This window comes from Nitrospirota bacterium (assembly GCA_015233895.1).
Taxonomy (GTDB): domain Bacteria; phylum Nitrospirota; class Thermodesulfovibrionia; order Thermodesulfovibrionales; family Magnetobacteriaceae; genus Magnetomonas.
Window position 1 is genome coordinate 153,883 of sequence record JADFXG010000001.1, and the last position, 14,530, is coordinate 168,412.

Annotated in this window: 13 protein-coding genes; 9 read left to right on the forward strand and 4 right to left on the reverse strand. The window is 42.5% G+C overall.

What is annotated here, in order from left to right; translation table 11 throughout:
- Positions 1-21: 21 nt before the first annotated feature.
- The 9 genes from HQK88_00725 (at position 22) to HQK88_00765 (ending at position 10,550) form a co-directional block, all read left to right on the forward strand.
- A complete protein-coding gene (locus HQK88_00725) occupies positions 22-804 on the forward strand; it encodes a tryptophan synthase subunit alpha (GenBank protein MBF0615318.1) in 783 nt (260 codons plus the stop codon).
- Positions 805-817: 13 nt separating this feature from the next.
- Complete coding sequence (locus tag HQK88_00730) at positions 818-1,675, forward strand: acetyl-CoA carboxylase carboxyltransferase subunit beta (protein ID MBF0615319.1); 858 nt, start codon at positions 818-820, stop codon at positions 1,673-1,675.
- Entirely contained in the window at positions 1,662-3,008 is a 1,347-nt protein-coding gene (locus HQK88_00735; protein ID MBF0615320.1) for a bifunctional folylpolyglutamate synthase/dihydrofolate synthase, read from the forward strand. Before HQK88_00730 ends, HQK88_00735 begins: the two co-directional genes overlap by 14 nt.
- Positions 3,009-3,069: 61 nt before the next feature.
- Positions 3,070-3,339, forward strand: a complete 270-nt coding sequence (locus tag HQK88_00740) for a hypothetical protein (GenBank protein MBF0615321.1) — start codon at positions 3,070-3,072, stop codon at positions 3,337-3,339.
- A gap of 13 nt (positions 3,340-3,352) precedes the next feature.
- Entirely contained in the window at positions 3,353-3,799 is a 447-nt protein-coding gene (locus tag HQK88_00745) for a hypothetical protein (protein ID MBF0615322.1), read from the forward strand.
- Positions 3,800-3,959: 160 nt separating this feature from the next.
- Entirely contained in the window at positions 3,960-4,400 is a 441-nt protein-coding gene (locus tag HQK88_00750) for a CZB domain-containing protein (protein MBF0615323.1), read from the forward strand.
- Between the two features lie 175 nt (positions 4,401-4,575).
- On the forward strand, positions 4,576-7,230 hold the full coding sequence (locus HQK88_00755; GenBank protein ID MBF0615324.1) for a pyruvate, phosphate dikinase: 2,655 nt from the start codon (positions 4,576-4,578) through the stop codon (positions 7,228-7,230).
- A 568-nt stretch (positions 7,231-7,798) separates the two neighbouring features.
- The gene (gene purD, locus HQK88_00760) at positions 7,799-9,079 is read left to right on the forward strand and encodes a phosphoribosylamine--glycine ligase (protein ID MBF0615325.1); all 1,281 of its coding nucleotides are present in this window, start codon (positions 7,799-7,801) and stop codon (positions 9,077-9,079) included.
- A 73-nt stretch (positions 9,080-9,152) separates the two neighbouring features.
- Positions 9,153-10,550, forward strand: coding sequence for a protein kinase (locus HQK88_00765; GenBank protein ID MBF0615326.1), 1,398 nt, complete (start codon positions 9,153-9,155; stop codon positions 10,548-10,550).
- A 352-nt stretch (positions 10,551-10,902) separates the two neighbouring features.
- On the opposite strand, the gene HQK88_00770 is transcribed toward HQK88_00765, so the two are convergent.
- Genes HQK88_00770 through thiL form a run of 4 tightly spaced genes read right to left on the reverse strand, consistent with a single transcriptional unit; the run spans position 10,903 to position 14,525 of the window.
- On the reverse strand, positions 10,903-11,736 hold the full coding sequence (locus HQK88_00770; protein ID MBF0615327.1) for a site-2 protease family protein: 834 nt from the start codon (positions 11,734-11,736) through the stop codon (positions 10,903-10,905).
- A gap of 31 nt (positions 11,737-11,767) precedes the next feature.
- Positions 11,768-13,066, reverse strand: a complete 1,299-nt coding sequence (gene rimO, locus HQK88_00775; protein MBF0615328.1) for a 30S ribosomal protein S12 methylthiotransferase RimO — start codon at positions 13,064-13,066, stop codon at positions 11,768-11,770.
- A 3-nt stretch (positions 13,067-13,069) separates the two neighbouring features.
- Complete coding sequence (locus HQK88_00780; protein ID MBF0615329.1) at positions 13,070-13,546, reverse strand: DUF2062 domain-containing protein; 477 nt, start codon at positions 13,544-13,546, stop codon at positions 13,070-13,072.
- Positions 13,527-14,525, reverse strand: a complete 999-nt coding sequence (gene thiL / locus HQK88_00785; protein MBF0615330.1) for a thiamine-phosphate kinase — start codon at positions 14,523-14,525, stop codon at positions 13,527-13,529. Before thiL ends, HQK88_00780 begins: the two co-directional genes overlap by 20 nt.
- Positions 14,526-14,530: the final 5 nt, after the last annotated feature.

Sequence of the window (14,530 nt, forward strand, 5' to 3'; positions counted from 1 at the left end):
AATTGGAACAAGAGGAGCAAAGTGGAACAGAAAACAAGAATTAGCCGGAGATTTGAGGCCATTTTAAGGGAAGGGAAAAAAGCGTTTATCCCTTACATAATGGCAGGGTGCCCATCTATAGAAAAGACAGAGGAGTGGGTATTAAACTTCTCCCGGCTTGGATGCGACATTGTGGAGTTGGGAGTACCTTTTTCAGACCCTCTTGCCGATGGCCCGGCAATTCAGGCTGCTGCTGATATTGCCCTTAAAAACGGGGTTACTCTCAGAAGAGTTCTGTCTCTTGTTGCCGGTTTGCGCAAGAAAACTGACATAGCAATCATTCTTATGACGTACTTTAACCCAGTGTTTAAGTACGGGATGGAGCACTTTATACTTGATGCTGTGCAAAGTGGTGTCGATGGCGTAATAGTTCCTGACTTGCCCCCTGACGAGGAACCTGGCTTTAGGGGTCTGGCTTTGAAAAATAACCTTGATACTATATATCTCCTTGCTCCAACCTCTACAGAAGACAGAATCCAGCTTGTCGCTGAGGCCTCCCGCGGGTTCATATACTACGTGTCCCTGACAGGCATTACCGGCTCAACCATTACCATAAGTGCTGAGCTTAAGGGTATGGTTGAAAAGATAAAGAGAATTTCCGGTAAACCCGTAGCCGTTGGGTTTGGGATAAAGTCTCCGGAGGATGCCTCTGAGATAGCTGCTCATGCAGATGGCGTAATTATTGGCAGCTCTATAGTGTCAACTATGCTTAATGACGAAAAAGCTCTCACAGATTATATAATTAGTCTGAGAAAGGCTATATAGGAGACCTGCTGACTTGCCATGGTTTAAGAAACCCATAGATACACAAACACACAGAAAAGTGAAAATTCCTGAGGGATTGTGGGTTAAGTGTACGCTTTGTAAGGAGATAATCTACCGCAAGGAATTTGAAAAGAACCTTAAAATCTGTCCCAAGTGTAACTATCATTTCCGGATAGGAGCCAGAGAAAGAATAGCGCTGACAGCAGATAGTAACAGTTTTGAGGAGATGGACGCGCATCTCAGTCCGGACGACCCGCTTGAGTTTAAAGACACTGTTGCATATTTGGGACGGATAGAGGCCAGCAAAAAGAAAAGCAGCCTTAAAGAGGCAGTAGTTACCGGCAAGGCTGCTATAAACCGTCAGCCTGTGGTACTGGCCATAATGGATTTCTCCTTTATGGGCGGCAGTATGGGCTCTGTGGTAGGAGAAAAAATCGTAAGAGCTGCTGAACGCTCTGTCACTGAAAGGGTACCACTGATTGTGTTTACATCATCGGGTGGGGCACGGATGCAGGAGGGGATTTACTCTCTTATGCAAATGGCTAAGGTAAGTTCAACCATAGCCGCCTTAAAGGAGGAGTTAATACCTTACATCACGGTTTTGACAGATCCCACCTTTGGCGGAGTAAGCGCAAGTTTCGCGATGCTTGGCGATATAATTATAGCCGAACCAAGAAGTCTTATAGGTTTTGCCGGAACAAGGGTAATACAGCAAACCATTAACCGCCAGTTGCCGGAGGATTTTCAACAGGCAGAGTTTCTGCTTAAAAAAGGATTGATTGATATGGTTGTCCACAGAAGAGAGTTAAAGAGCACTCTTTCCAATATTATCCGCATTCTGACCTCAAATATGCCTGATGTACTACGCTGAGGCAATCAGTTACCTGTACTCACTCCAAAAGTACGGAATTAAATTAGGCCTTCAAAACATTGGATGGATTTGTGCTCTTTTAGATAACCCTGAAACTGCCCTAAACACCATTCATATTGCAGGCACAAACGGTAAAGGCACCACGGCAAAAGCCATGCAGAGTATTCTTTCCGCATCGGGTTATAAAACCGGTCTTTTTGTCTCACCCCACATGGTTAGATTTAACGAGCGGATAACAATTGACGGCTCTGAGATTTCTGAAGATGATGTTGTAAACCTTACCGGTGAAATCTTAGAGGCTCTCAAAGAGCGGCCTGACATACAGCCCACGTTCTTTGAATTTGTAACTGCTATGGCTTTTCTTTATTTTAGAAATATGGGGTGTGACTGGGCTGTTTTAGAAACCGGTATGGGAGGACGTTTTGACTCAACCAATGTTGTAACCCCGGCAGTTTCTATAATAACAACAATCGGTGAGGATCATAAGCAGTTTTTAGGGGATACGATAGAGAAAATAGCATTTGAAAAAGCAGGGATAATTAAAACCGGTGTGCCGGTTATCGTCCTGCCGCAAAGAACTGAGGCATTAGCCGTGATTAAAAATGTGTGCAGCGAAAAACAAAGCCCGATGTATATCTACGGAGAGGGTTTTGATGTAAAATCTGTTAAATGCACACCAGATGGAACCATTTTTGATTACCACGGCAAAAGTGCAATAGATGCGCTATCTATACCGGTAGTTGGCGCTCATCAGGCGGCAAACGTAAGCTCTGCCGTAAGAGCGTGGGAACTTATAATAGAAAGCGGCAAAATCAGCGGCAGCGAGGAGTTACTCAGAAGCTCACTTAAGCAAATGACATGGCATGGCCGGTGTGAGCTAACGATAATTAAAGGCATCCATTTTCTGTTTGACGGAGCACATAATCCTGAGGCTCTAACAATGCTCTCTGAGACAATTTGTCGGGTATATTTAAAGAGTGGAAACCCTAACTCATCATATGGCCGGATAATTTTAGTTTTTGCCGCAATGTCTGACAAAGACTGCAGCCGGATGGTTAACGAGATAGTACCTGCTGCGGATGAGGTCATATTTACCGCACTTTCTTATGGCAGGGCTGAAAAACCGGAGAGTTTACTGTCTGAGGTTAAATGGAAATTCACGGATAAAAGCTTTCACATAGCAACAACGGTTGCTGATGCGCTTAAGAAAGCGATAAATCTGTATAACCCCGGCACATTAATAGTTGTGGCCGGCTCGTTTTATCTACTGGGAGAGGCTAAGGAAATCCTCGGTGAAAAATCGGTTTTGCGGAGCCTTTCTGAGTCTGTATAAGCTTTTTTCTCTTGACAACGGATAGGGAATATGTTAATTTAACCATAGAAGTTGGTATAAAATGCACATTATTCTTTGGTGGCAGAGTGTACGAATTATAGAAAGAGAGGGCAGAATGGGACTACTCAAAGACATTAAAGAGCCTGAGGGCTTTGGCAAGTCACTGGAGAGCGTAAAAGAGTATTATGCAAAAGCTCAAAAAAAGTGGGACGAGACTGATTTAAACGATGGTGTGCGTTCAGAGGAGGAGCTTATTGGGATGGTGGACGAAAATTGGGAAAAACCGTTTGACCTTCGTATATTAATCGAAGCGTCCAAGACATTTGATTAGTACTTGAGTTGAAATGGATATTAAAAATCTTAGTTATTGGTATAAACGTTATACTGAGATTATAATAGATTTGGCTGTCGCCGCCGGATTCTGCGATGACATAATGATTTCTGAAAAGGCGTTCACCTCAGCATTTTTAGAGGCACAAAAAGATATAAAGATACTCAGTTACAGACGTAAAGTAAAAAAGGGAATTTCTCATGGTAAAATAGCCGGTATATTTTCCTTTCGGTTTATCAGATGGCAAATTGTTTATTTACCTGCGGGCTTGTTAGGCAACTCTTTGGCTTTAAAACTCAATTATATTGCCGGACTGGCTTTTGGGTTAAAAATGCTTGGTATTAACATAAGCACTGTTCCCAATCACTTGATTTCTGAACTTGAATATATAATGATGAGAAGACATATTAATCAGGAATTAATAGGCATTTGTTTTGAAATGATGTTAGCGAAAAATTAACCGGCAAAATATTAAAGATAACACCTGAGTGCCTTTCTGAGTCTGTTTAAGCATTGTGTTGTTGACAATCACCAATAAATCCTGTAGTATATCACAATGTGATTATATATTTATAATTATAATGTATATAAATCAATTAAACCAAAGGCGGATTTGACAGATGATAGATATTATGATAGCACGGTTAAAGCATGTGGAATGGGCATATCAGCTTGAGTTAGCTCTGAAAAAGAAAGATATAATATTTGACATAGGCTCGTATGACCAGTGTGAATTAGGCCAGTGGCTGTATAGTGAGGCAATAAAGCTGTATGCAGATGTCCCTGAAATTGATTTACTTGAGAGCAGCCATAAGATGTTCCATCTGGCAGCGGAAAGAGTAGTTAAGTGGCATAATGCTCCCAGAATCAGCACACGATTGGATGCGCAGGCTCAAATAGATTTTGAAGAGGCACAGAGAATGAGTAAAGATATAATTTATTCAATTACAATGCTTGAATTCAGGCTGTTGAAAAAGTATAAAGACAGCAATGCCCCTGACGATTTAAAAAACATGATCTTACATCCGTTAAAAACTTTAAACAGTATCTTGAAAAAATAGGTTAAATCAAACCAATTTCAGCCACAGTCCTTTTTGCCCTGACCAAAAAATTTTTGATTGATAAAAACAAAAAATATGTTGAAACTTTATGTAAATATATGTTAAAGTGTGTCGTTTAGATAAGGACTTTAGTAGAGTATAATCAGTACCAAAAATAAGTAGGAGGATTAAGTGTATGGCAAAGAAGTGGGTTTATTTCTTTGGTGATGGTAAGGCTGACGGGGACGGTTCTATGAAGGACCTTCTCGGCGGTAAAGGAGCCGGTCTTTCTGAGATGACCAAGCTCGGTATTCCAGTGCCCCCTGGGTTTACAATAACCACGGAGGCTTGTAACGAGTATTTTGTAAACGGCGCCAAGTACCCTGATGGGATGTGGGATCAGGCGATGGAGGACCTTAAGAAGGTCGAAGCAATTATGAACCTGAAGTTTGGCGATCCTGAAAGGCCGCTTCTGGTCTCGGTGCGCTCCGGTGCTAAGTTTTCTATGCCCGGCATGATGGACACTGTTTTGAATCTCGGTCTTTCAGATGCCACAATCACAGGCGTTATAGCAAGAAGTGGTAACGAGAAGTTTGCCTATGACGCTTACAGACGTTTTATCACAATGTTTGCTTCAATAGTTATGGGTGTTGACAGGATGAAGTTTGAGCACGTTCTGGATGAGGCAAAAGACAAGGCAAAAGTAAAGTACGATGCTGACCTAAACGTAGAGCAGTTGAAAGAGCTCGTGGTTAAGTTTAAGGCCCTTTATAAAAAGGAAACCAAACAGGACTTTCCTCAGGATGCCATGGATCAGATGAAAGCAGCTATTAACGCAGTGTTTGACTCATGGAACGGCGAGCGCGCAAAGACCTACAGAAAACTCAACGGAATTCCCGATGATCTCGGTACCGCTGTTAACATCTGTACGATGGTATTTGGTAACATGGGTAACACATCCGGTACCGGAGTTGCATTTACAAGAAATCCCTCCACCGGTGAGAATAAGTTTTACGGTGAGTGTCTGATTAACGCTCAGGGCGAGGACGTTGTGGCAGGTATTCGTACCCCTATGCCGGTCAGCGATCTTAGCAAAGACATGCCGGATGCGTACAATCACCTCATGGATATTTACAAAAAACTGGAGCTGCACTACAATGATATGCTTGATCTGGAGTTTACAATTGAAGACAAAAAGCTCTTCATGCTTCAGGTAAGAGTAGGTAAGAGAACGGCAGCAGCAGCCTTAAAGATTGCCATGGATTTAGTAGAAGAGGGTAAAATCAGCAAGGAAACGGCAGTGCAAAGAGTAGAACCTCCGCAGCTTGACCAATTCCTGCATCCAATGATAGACCCTAAGGCAAAACTCAATAAAGTAGCTAAGGGACTTCCAGCCTCACCCGGAGCAGCAGTAGGAAAGATAGTGTTTACCGCTCAGGACGCTGAGGCATGGGCAGAAAAGAAAGAGAAAGTCATACTGGTCAGACTTGAAACATCCCCCGAGGACATCGGTGGAATGCACGCAGCCCAGGGAATTCTGACAGCCCGCGGCGGTATGACCTCACACGCAGCAGTTGTTGCAAGAGGTATGGGTAAACCTTGTGTGGCAGGATGCGGTGACCTCGTAATAGATTCTAAGAAAAAGACCCTCAACATAAAAGACAACAGCTTAAAAGAGGGTGATATGTTAACTATAAATGGTTCCACCGGTGAAATCATTATCGGTGATACTAAGCTTATCGAACCTGCAATAACTGGCGATTTTGCTAAGTTTATGGGCTGGGTGGATGAGTGCAGAACGATGGGCGTAAGAGCCAATGCCGACACGCCGCATGATGCAGAGGTAGCTATTAAGTTTGGAGCCGAGGGAATCGGTCTTTGCAGAACAGAGCACATGTTCTTTGAAGAGGACAGAATCAAGGCCGTGCGTGAGATGATTCTTGCCGACGACGAAGAGGGCAGACGCAAGGCACTTAAGAAAATTCTCCCTATGCAGAAGAAAGATTTCAAGGGAATCTTCAAAGTAATGAAGGGCAAACCGGTTACAATCAGGCTTCTTGACCCGCCGCTTCATGAGTTCCTCCCACACACAAAGAAAGAGATCGATGGACTTGCAAAGGAGATGGGAGTGTCTGCTGCCAAACTTAATGAAAGAAATGAGGCACTTCATGAGTTTAACCCGATGCTTGGACACAGAGGTTGCCGTTTGGGTGTAACATATCCTGAGATGTATGAGATTCAGGTGCAGGCAATTATGGAGGCCGCATGTGAGCTTAAGAAAGAAGGCCAGGATGTAATTCCAGAGATAATGATTCCACTGGTAGCAGTACCTGAGGAATTTAAGAGACTAAAAGAGATGACCATAAAGACCTGCGATGCAGTTATGGAAAAGGCAAAATTGAAAGTGGATTACTTAATCGGAACGATGATTGAGCTTCCACGCGCAGCCCTTGTAGCCGATAAGATAGCAGAAGATGCTGAGTTCTTCTCATTTGGCACCAATGACCTTACCCAAACCACCTTCGGATTAAGCCGTGATGATGCCGGACGCTTCTTACCATTTTATGTAGATAAGAAGGTGCTTCCCGATGATCCGTTTGTAACTATAGACATCGGCGGAGTTGGCCAGCTGGTAAAGATGGGTATTGAAAAGGGACGTTCCACCAAACCCAAACTCAAAGTAGGTATTTGCGGCGAGCATGGCGGAGAGGCAAGATCAGTTGAGTTTTGCTTTAACGTAGGAATGGACTATGTAAGCTGCTCTCCTTACAGACTGCCGCTGGCAAGACTAGCAGCAGCACAAGCAGCACTCAAGAAAAAGGCAGGAAAAGCAGCCTCAACTACTGCTTAACCGGTTAACTGTTATATGTTTGTAAAAAGGGGGAGGGAATATAACCCTCCCCCTTTTTTATTTGTACCGGCATCAGGTATAATAATAAATGATACCGAGTTGTCAGAGGTGAAAATGGCCGATGAGATTAGCATCTGCACGGTGTGTGCATGGCGGGAGCACTGTAATAAGAAGTTTTCCATAAGTGGTAAAGATATCCGGTGCGTGGATTTTACAAGGGACCTTTCAATAAAGGAAACAAAAAAGTGAATTAAACATCTGATTCTTCCTTTTACAAATATTGTAGAAAAGATAATTGGGTTTTCTTTTTAGCATTGTTACCTCCGATCTGGGGGTCCAGTCTGTTTTATCTGCGGGTTTTCAATTTACTCATCTTGCTGCTTATTGTTATTATATATGGTGAATCCGCTGGTATCAACAATAATACCGGCATATAACAGGGGAGAGCTTCTCAGGGAGACTATCGTAGATGATTACATTAGCGTTTACTGACTCGGATGACTTACGGAAATCTTGAGTTAATAAATAATTTAAAAGATAATTTGATAAACCGGGCATGGAGGAAATAATGAAGATATTGGTAATAGGCAGCGGCGGACGTGAACACGCTATAATATGGGCTTTAAAAAAGAGCAAACGAGTGGATAAAGTTTATTGCTGTCCCGGTAATGCAGGCATAGCCGCTATGGCCGATTGTGTTGACATAGAGGTTGAGAATGTAAATGGACTTATAGATTTCGTAAAATATGAGTGGATAGACTGCACGATAGTGGGCCCGGAGGTGCCGCTTTGTGCCGGCATTGTGGATTCATTTGAAAAAGAGGGTTTAAAGATATTTGGGCCAAATCGTATGGCTGCAGAGCTTGAATGTTCTAAGGCCTTCTCTAAGGATTTCATGAGACGTTACGGGATTCCCACAGCCGATTACAAAGTGTTTTCATCAAACATATTCGCAGAGGAATATGTGCGCATCAAGGGCGCTCCGATTGTAGTTAAGGCCGATGGGCTTGCCGCAGGTAAAGGGGTTATAGTAGCTGGCAGCACAGATGACGCTATTGCTGCCATCAGATTAATCATGAAAGACAGGGCATTTGGCAATGCCGGAGATAAAGTAATAATAGAGGATTGCATTGAGGGCGAGGAGGCATCTTTTATGGCCTTTACGGATGGGAAAACGATAATTCCCATGGTCTCATCTCAGGATCATAAGCGCATCTTTGATAACGATCTCGGGCCAAACACCGGAGGCATGGGTGCTTACAGTCCGGCTACGGTTATAACTCCGGAGATAGAACAAATTGTCATGGAAAAAGTCATGAAACCAGTAATCCACAACCTTGCCAAAGAGGGTATTAAATACAAAGGAATTCTCTATGCCGGCCTTATGATTAAAGATGGAAAACCGTACGTGCTTGAGTTTAACTGCCGTCTTGGCGACCCTGAAACTCAGGCGGTCCTCATGCGGCTTGAGTCGGAACTAATTGACATCATATTTGGGGTGATTGAGGGTAATCTGGATAAAGTAAAAGTTGAGTGGTCAACCCGTCACTCTGTTACAGTGGTGTTAGCCTCAGGTGGGTATCCAGGAAAATTTGAAAAGGATAAGCCAATCTCAGGACTTGATAAAGTAAAGGCTCTCAAAGATGTTGTTGTCTTTCATGCCGGCACAGGATATAAGGACAATTCAATAGTTACTTCAGGTGGTAGAGTTTGTGCTGTGAGCGCACTAGGCAGAAACATTAAAGATGCACTTGAAAAAGCCTACTCAGCTATTAAACTGATACACTTTGACAATATGCACTACAGAAAGGACATTGCACACAGAGCTGTCACACTCAAGCCGGAATGAGTTTTTATCCAACTGTTCCAACATAAGGAAATCTCTTCTAAAGACACATTATGTTATAATTAAAACTGTTTATATGAAAAAATTTAACCTGTTATACGACTCCACAATTGCCATGACAAAGATTGGCAGGTACCGGATACTACATGAGCTTGGACAGGGAGCCATGGGGTTAGTTTACCGGGGAGTGGATACGATTATTGACAGGGTAGTTGCCATCAAAACTATCAAAATAGGGAAAGCCATAACGAATGTTAATTTAAAGGATATGCTTGGCCTGTTTTATCAGGAGGTAAGAATAGCCGGGAAATTATCCCATCCCAATATAGCAACCATCTTTGATGTCGGAGAGTACAATGATATTCACTACTTTGTAATGGAGTATGTGGACGGGGTGAATCTTAAAAGCATAATATTGGAAAAGGCATCGTTTAGACTTATAGAGAAGGTTGGATTATTAATTCAGATAGCTAATGCCCTTCATTATGCGCATCAAAGAGGTGTAATTCACAGAGATATAAAGCCTGCTAACATTATGATTGTCTCAGACGATAAAAGAGCAGTGCGGGATTATCAGGTTAAGATTATGGACTTTGGTATTGCTATGCTCTCATCCACAGGCACTGCAATAGGCAGGCAATCTTCTGACAGAATTCTGGGAACTCCCTCTTATATGTCACCTGAGCAGATTTCAGGGCTGGAGCTTGACAGACAAACCGATATATTCTCATTAGCCTGTCTTGCGTATGAGTTTCTTACGGGTAAAAAACCCTTCTCGGCTCCAACGCTTCCGGAGCTCTTTCAGAAAATTAAAACCACCACCCCTAAGCCCCCACACGTTATTGAGCCAACCATCCCCGAGGACCTTAGCAAGTGTATATTAAAGGGCCTCGAAAAAAACAAAGACTCAAGATACCAGTCCGCAGGTGAATTTGCCGATGAACTTGAGATTTTTCATAATCGGGAGGAGCTGCTGGAGACTCAAAAACTGGACATATCTAAGGAATATGCCGACAAGGAATTCCTGCAAAGCCTTAAAAGAAACTATGCTTTTTTTTCTGATTTCTCAATAGATGAGCTTAACAAAATTTACAACATCAGCCTTAAAGTTTCATATAAAAAGGGAGATGTGATTTTTAAAGAAAACACCATAGGCAGTAAGATGTTTATAATCATCTCGGGGCAGGTAAAAATCACTAAACAATTTGATGACTCAGGCACCGAAACCATACTAAATGTGCTAAAGCTTGGCGAGTGTTTTGGGGAGATGTCTATCATATCAGCAGCTCCGAGGTTTGCGGCAGCCGTGGCGGAGACTGATTGCAGCCTTATTGCAATCAACGAGGTAATACTTAGAACCTCAGAGCCCAGGCTCTGTCTTAAGCTCTATAAGAATTTGGCTATAATTCTCACAGAAAAACTCAAAAAGAGCGACGCTAAAGTCAATGCGCTTTTGGCACGGTTAAAAAACTAAACTTCCTTTTTTTAATGAGCATAATATGCAAATAATTTATAAATCTCACGTGATATATCATCACTTCTTGATAAAAACAACTGCATCAAATTAACTAATGAAAAAACAATTGCCAACAATGAGAACATATAAGCTCTACTGAATGATAATTTAGTAAATATTAAGTTTATATGCTCTTTAGGTTGTAACATATCTATTCTCTTTAAATAAAAACTGCAAAAGAAGCATACTCTAAAATTTAATAAACACCTACTTTCCGACTCATAAAAAGCACAACCTTTTTCATAGAAGAACTTAAATCGTCCAGGCATTAATGAAGCTCCCCTTAGCTATCTTTTAATCTACTAATCTTTCAATCTTTCAGTATAAAAGGGGTTGGCATAAAGGTGACTATGAAAATAAGAAGTGAGAGGACTGCAATTTTTTTTCTTGAGGGATCAAGCGGCACATCTGAAAAATAAACAGGAGGGTGATGTATACCTAGCATAACCATTAAGAAAGCCCACATAAGCCACCCCTCCCAATAAAAAACACCTATACAAGCTAATGTTGCCACTATAAGTTTAGACGACCACTTGTGCCCGACATCTGTCACTGCGTATGCAATGTGGCCGCCATCAAGCTGTCCGACAGGCAACAGGTTTAACGAGGTTACAAAAAGGCCAATCCAACCTGCAAATGCCACTGAGTTTAACATTATGTCCTGTCCGGCTGGAGGTGTGCCAAGTATGAGTTTTGATAAAAACGAAAACAATAAGGAATCGCCAAGAGTAATCCCATGACTGCCTGCAGTTTCCACAATTTTTGAGCCCATAAGTCCAATAATTGTGGCCGCTACGGAAAATACAAACCCGATTACCGGCCCAGAGGCTCCGATGTCAAGAAGAGCTGTGCGCGTTTGTATGGGTGATTTCATCTTTATAAATGCTCCAAACGTGCCAAATATGGATGGTGCCGGGATGAAGTACGGAAGCGTTGCCTGTGTGTTATGCTTAACCGAGGATACATAGTGGCCAAGCTCATGCGAAAGAAGTATCCCCAAAAGAGTTAAGGCAAACGGCAGCCCCTCATAAAACCTCTCTGGTGATTTCAGCGGGTCTATCCCCTTTTGAAACATACCGGCAACTATCGTTGACAAAAGCGTAAGAAAAAAAAGTATCACATGCAGAGGCGTTATTTTTTGCACATGGGCAGCTGCTCTCATAATCTATACCTTACTAATCATGAATTTTTCCCATTAAATCATACTCACTGGCATCGGTTATTGTTACATTTATAAAATTTGATAAAATGTCTGTATCAACTTTTTCAGAACCATGTAACTCTATAATAACATTTCCATCTATTTCAGGAGCATGTCTTTGCAGCCGTCCTATAAGGATGCCCTCTCCTGCCTCGTCAATTAATGTGGGGTAAGTGCCGCCGATTAACTTAAGATTTTTCTCATAAGATATCTTTGCCTGAAGCATCATTATATCATCAATGCGTTTTTTCATGGTTTTTTCGGATACCTTCTTTGCCATGTTAAATGACCGTGTACCCTCCTCATCAGAATACGAAAACACACCTACGTGATCAAATTGCGCTTCATTGACAAAAGACATAAGTGCGCTAAAATCACGATAGGTCTCACCGGGGTGCCCTACGATGAAGGTTGTCCGAAAAACAGCGTCAGGAATCTCTGAGCGAATTTTTTCGATGAGTTTTAAGTGCTGCCCACTGTCTCCGCTGCGTCCCATAGCTTTAAGAATCCGCCCCTCAGAGTGTTGAAACGGAATGTCAAAATATTTCAACACTTTCTCCTCATCCCTCACACACGCTATAAGTTCATCGTTTATAGAGGCCGGATAAAGATACAGAAGGCGTATCCAAAAATCACCGCTTAGTGCCGCAACTTTTCTTATCAAATCGCTAAGCGATGAACCTGTGTCAGAGCCATACGATGTAAGGTCTTGTGCAACAAAAATTAACTCTTTCTTTCCGGCCTCTGTTTGCGCTTTGGCTTTTTGTACAATTTCCTCTGTTGGAAAACTTCTGAAGCCTCCCCTTATTGAGGGTATCACACAGAATGAGCATTTGCGGTTACATCCCTCGGCTGCTTTTAAATAGGCATAAGGTAAACGGGAGATGTTTCGTGGTTTCTCTTTAGTTAATCTCTCTTTGGCCAGTATTTCCTTAAAATAGCCGGCAATTTCCTCTTCTTTTCCCACACCCCATATTGCGTCTATCTCTGGGATTTCAGCCATCAATTCATACTTATACCTTTGAGCGAGACAGCCAAAGACGAGAATTTTTTTGCCACTAGCCTTTTCTGCCGTCAGTGAGAGAATTTCGTTTATGGACTCCTGTTTGGCACTTTCGATAAATCCGCAGGTGTTGATAATTACAAAAGAGGCATCCTTAACTGAGCTTACCGTCTGTATGCCTTGTTTGTGAAGGAGGCTCTCCAGATTTTCAGAATCCACCTTGTTTTTTGGACAGCCCAGAGTGACTATTAAGGCAGCAGGAGCAGACATCCTTTATTTGTCATCAGGCAGCAAGTTTGCCTCAACCGGTTTAGATTTAGCTCTGAGTTTAAGTATGTGATATAAAATGGCATAACTAATAAATCCGACAAGCACAGACAATACCGTGTTGCCTATAATAAACGGCCAAAGAAGCGACTCAAGCGTGTTTTCAATATTTGAGAGCGTTAAGCCTTTAAGATTAAAATCAGAAATAGAGGCAGTGCTGCCGGTTATTTTTATCCCAAACCACGTGCCAAAGGTGTATATGGGAACTATTGTTACAGGATTTGACAGATACACGCCTGTTATTAAAGATGCCTTATTAAGCTTGAACGCCCATGCAGCTATTAGGCCTAAAACGGTGTGAATACCATAAAGAGGAGAAAATCCGATAAAGGCTCCGACCCCAAAAGACAGCGCTATCAGAAACGGTGAATCATTAAGCCCTATAAGCTGTTTGCAAGCGTTTTTAATTTTTAAAATGATCATATCCACAGTCCTTAAGCTCTGTTTCACTGCTATTCTGTGTTACAATGATAACGCTGTCGCCTTGTACAATCTCTCCGATATACACCGCATCCGTAACACTGTCACAAGAGGAGCTGGTAAAAAGCAGCTCGTAGTCCTCACCTCCGCACAGGCATAAGTCAAGAGGATTAAGATCAAGGTATCTGCACAAAGCTGTCATTTCAACGGATATGGGCAGATTTTTTTCATAGATACGAGAGCCAACACCGCTTTCACCGCAAAGCCGCCTTAAATCCATAGCAAGTCCGTCGCTTATATCCATCATAGAGCTTATATGCTCAGTTGAGGGGAGCTGTTTGACGGCTGGCATGAGGTGTCTGTTAATGAGTGGTTTTAAAATGTTCCAGGACAGAGGGAAATCATCTATAGTCTCAGAATTTTCTATGCGCACAACCTTTCCTAATTTCCTTAAGGCATGTAATCCAGCAGCTGAATCACCAAGGGAACCGGTAACATATACCCTGTCGCCGGGTTTTGCTCCGTTTCTCATGACAGGAGTTTTTTCTGAAACTCCTATTATGGTTGCACTGAGAGCCAATCCGGAGCGGGACGATGTTACATCTCCGCCAACCAGTGCGGCGTTATAAATATCCAGAGCACTTCTCATACCACTTAAAAACTCCTCTATGTTCGTAGAAACAGCCGATTGCGGGGGAATTGACAGTGACAACAGCATATACAGAGGACGTGCCCCCATAGCATATATATCACTTACGTTTACACTTACCAGTTTATATCCAACCTGATACAATGAACAGTATGTAAGGTCAAAATGAACACCCTCCATCAGAGCATCCGTAGTAACGACAAGGCAACCATCCGGCGGTTTTAGCACTGCGGCATCATCCCCTATCCCTGCAACGAGTCCGTCAACCGGTTTAAAGAAACTCTCTCTGATATGCTTAACTAAAGACAACTCGCCCATGCCGGATGTTTCCATGACGG

Excerpts from the sequence above, each read along its gene's own strand:
- HQK88_00750 (MBF0615323.1), top strand. The coding sequence starts at position 3,960 with ATGATAGATATTATGATAGCACGGTTAAAGCATGTGGAATGGGCATAT.
- thiL (MBF0615330.1), bottom strand. The coding sequence starts at position 14,525 with ATGGAAACATCCGGCATGGGCGAGTTGTCTTTAGTTAAGCATATCAGA.
- HQK88_00745 (MBF0615322.1), top strand. The coding sequence starts at position 3,353 with ATGGATATTAAAAATCTTAGTTATTGGTATAAACGTTATACTGAGATT.
- HQK88_00740 (MBF0615321.1), top strand. The coding sequence starts at position 3,070 with ATGCACATTATTCTTTGGTGGCAGAGTGTACGAATTATAGAAAGAGAG.
- HQK88_00755 (MBF0615324.1), top strand. The coding sequence starts at position 4,576 with ATGGCAAAGAAGTGGGTTTATTTCTTTGGTGATGGTAAGGCTGACGGG.
- rimO (MBF0615328.1), bottom strand. The coding sequence starts at position 13,066 with ATGTCTGCTCCTGCTGCCTTAATAGTCACTCTGGGCTGTCCAAAAAAC.
- HQK88_00735 (MBF0615320.1), top strand. The coding sequence starts at position 1,662 with ATGTACTACGCTGAGGCAATCAGTTACCTGTACTCACTCCAAAAGTAC.
- HQK88_00780 (MBF0615329.1), bottom strand. The coding sequence starts at position 13,546 with ATGATCATTTTAAAAATTAAAAACGCTTGCAAACAGCTTATAGGGCTT.
- purD (MBF0615325.1), top strand. The coding sequence starts at position 7,799 with ATGAAGATATTGGTAATAGGCAGCGGCGGACGTGAACACGCTATAATA.
- HQK88_00765 (MBF0615326.1), top strand. The coding sequence starts at position 9,153 with ATGAAAAAATTTAACCTGTTATACGACTCCACAATTGCCATGACAAAG.